The following is a 2266-nucleotide window of genomic DNA, read 5'->3' on the forward strand; positions in this document are numbered from 1 at the left end:
TGGGCGCCCACGTCACCCTGCGGACCCTGAGCGCCGAGGGCACCCTGGGCACCCACGTCACCCTGCGGACCCTGAGCGCCGAGGGCACCCTGGGCACCCACGTCACCCTGCGGACCCTGCAGGCCAAGGGCACCCTGGGCACCCACGTCACCCTGCGGACCCTGGACACCCACACCGCCCTGAGCACCCTGCGGCCCCTGGGGGCCGAGCGCACCGACACCGCCCTGTGCACCCTGCGGCCCCTGGGGACCGAGCGCTCCCGCATCACCCTGCGGGCCCTGAGCGCCCAGATCACCCTGTGGGCCCTGAGCGCCGAGGGCACCCTGGGCGCCCACCTCGCCCTGCGGACCCTGAGCGCCCAGGTCGCCCTGCGGACCCTGGGCGCCGACATCGCCCTGCGGACCCTGGGCGCCGACATCGCCCTGCGGACCCTGCGGGCCCTGGGCGCCGTGCATCGGCCACCAGCGGGAATCCAGGGCGTCCCACTGGTCGTCCATGGATCTGTCGCTGACCGCAGGCAGCTGCCTGCCCTTGAAAGCGAAGTCAGCACTCAGAGCACCGTGCGGTCCGGGGACCGCTGCGGCATGGACGGGGCGGGTAGCGGACTTCTCGATCGTCCCGGCCACCGCGTCCGTTGCCGAGGCGATGTTGACGACTGCGGAGAGCGTGCCCATGGAGAGTACAGCCATGGTCTTGATCCGGGACTTTCGAAGTGATCGGCGATTCATGCGGCATCCTTCCTCTGTGTTGCGAATTGCGGCCCAGAGGGCCCGGAGACACTCGGCGGACAGGCGCACCTCATACCTCGCCGCTCACCCCGGGCCACGTCGTGACCGGGGAGCCGAGCGCGGACGATACCCATCACAGTTCGGCCGAGCGAATCTATCGGTATCACCACGAACTTTGCTGTTCACCAACGGACATGCCGACCCATCGGAAGACATTCCAAAGCGGCCATCCGCTCGCTGAATATGACCAGCCGACGGAACTGCGAATTCCTTCCGGGCGACCTCTCGCCTGAAGCCCTTCCCGCTGTGCCCTTTTTGTGCTGCTCTCAACTAAGTTTCGCCTAGGTCGAGTTCACGTCTCAGGAACATCCGGATCGGACAGGCGGGTCACCCTTCAATCCGAGGGTGCGAGCGGTGAGAAGGCGGCTGATGAGATCGGTGCTCGCGCCGCACGCGTCCCAGACCCGGCTAACTCCTCACGGGCGAAAGCACGTTCGTCGACCGCGTGCATTCCTGCGTCGGCGGCTGTGCACAGGCCGTCGAGAAAGCGCGAACGGGTATGGTCCCACCACCCGGTCGCGCCGCGAACCGTCTCCCGATCGGAAGCACTAGAGTGGCGGTCCGGCACCCGCGAGACGCCGCGGCGAACGCCGGACCGGGCCTGACCGAGGGCTCACTGCGCCAGTCGGCCGTGTGCGCCGGTGTCACGGCGCTCTCCACGCTGTCCCGGAACCGCGGACACCCCGCCTTCGGATGCGCCCGATCGGGGTGGGCCCACAACACTCGTCTCTCCCCGAGTCCGGACCCGGACGCGGGCTGGCACCCCGGGCAAGGTGGTGCGTCACTCGTGTTGGCGGGGTTGCACGGGCGGCTTGCGCACCGGTTCGCGCGGAGTGAGTCGCGGAAGCCGGCGCTGGCCCACATGTGAGGGCTGCTGGCGCCTTTGGAGCGCAAGAACGGCTGAACGGTGGCCGAGGAGGCCGGCCGTAGCGGACCGGATCCAGCGGCTGCTGAACCGGATCGACTGGGGCGCGAACGGGGTGCTCGACGACATATGCGAGTACGCGGTCGAGCACCTGGCCGACCCGGGCGGCGTCCTGATCGTGGACGACGCCGAGTTCCTGAAGAAGGGCGTGCGGTCGGCCGGCGTCCAGCGGCAGTACTCCGGCACCGCCGGGAGGCGACTCTGAATAACTGTCAGAGGTGATCTTTCTGGTGGTCTCCGTCAGACAGGCGGACTCGAAGCTGTTCGATGGTTCGGGCGGGCGATCCGGGCAGGGGTGTGACGACGACGCGGTGCAGGTCCAGGAGCCGGTGGCCGTCCTGGAACTGGTTGGAGAGGTTGGTGCGGGTGACGCCCAGCAGCTGGGCCAGGAGGGTGCTGGTGATCGCCCTGCGTCGGCGCAACAGCGCCGCCAGGAGACGGTGGTAGTGGTCTAGGCTCAATACCGGTGACTTTGGTGGGCATTGGTCGTTGGACGGGGTGTGCCAAGGCCCGGTCAGGTGAAGTCGTCGGTGGGTGAGCGGTTGTCGGATCG

General features: G+C 68.8%; 2 protein-coding genes and 1 pseudogene. 2 read left to right on the forward strand and 1 reads right to left on the reverse strand.

What is annotated here, in order from left to right:
* Together AB0442_RS42275 and AB0442_RS42280 are read left to right on the forward strand one after the other, a co-directional pair.
* Positions 1-716, forward strand: a 716-nt coding sequence (locus AB0442_RS42275) for a hypothetical protein (RefSeq protein ID WP_366168819.1), incomplete at its 5' end; no start/stop codon positions are given.
* 859 nt (positions 717-1575) lie between these two features.
* A pseudogene (locus AB0442_RS42280) lies at positions 1576-1909 on the forward strand (transposase); the annotation flags it as partial.
* A 16-nt stretch (positions 1910-1925) separates the two neighbouring features.
* On the opposite strand, the gene AB0442_RS42285 reads toward AB0442_RS42280, so the two are convergent.
* Positions 1926-2174: a hypothetical protein gene (locus AB0442_RS42285; protein WP_366168820.1), complete on the reverse strand. Its 249-nt coding sequence runs from the start codon at positions 2172-2174 to the stop codon at positions 1926-1928.
* Positions 2175-2266: the final 92 nt, after the last annotated feature.

The organism is Kitasatospora sp. NPDC085895, assembly GCF_040702125.1.
In the GTDB taxonomy this organism is placed as follows: Bacteria; Actinomycetota; Actinomycetes; order Streptomycetales; family Streptomycetaceae; genus Kitasatospora; species Kitasatospora arboriphila.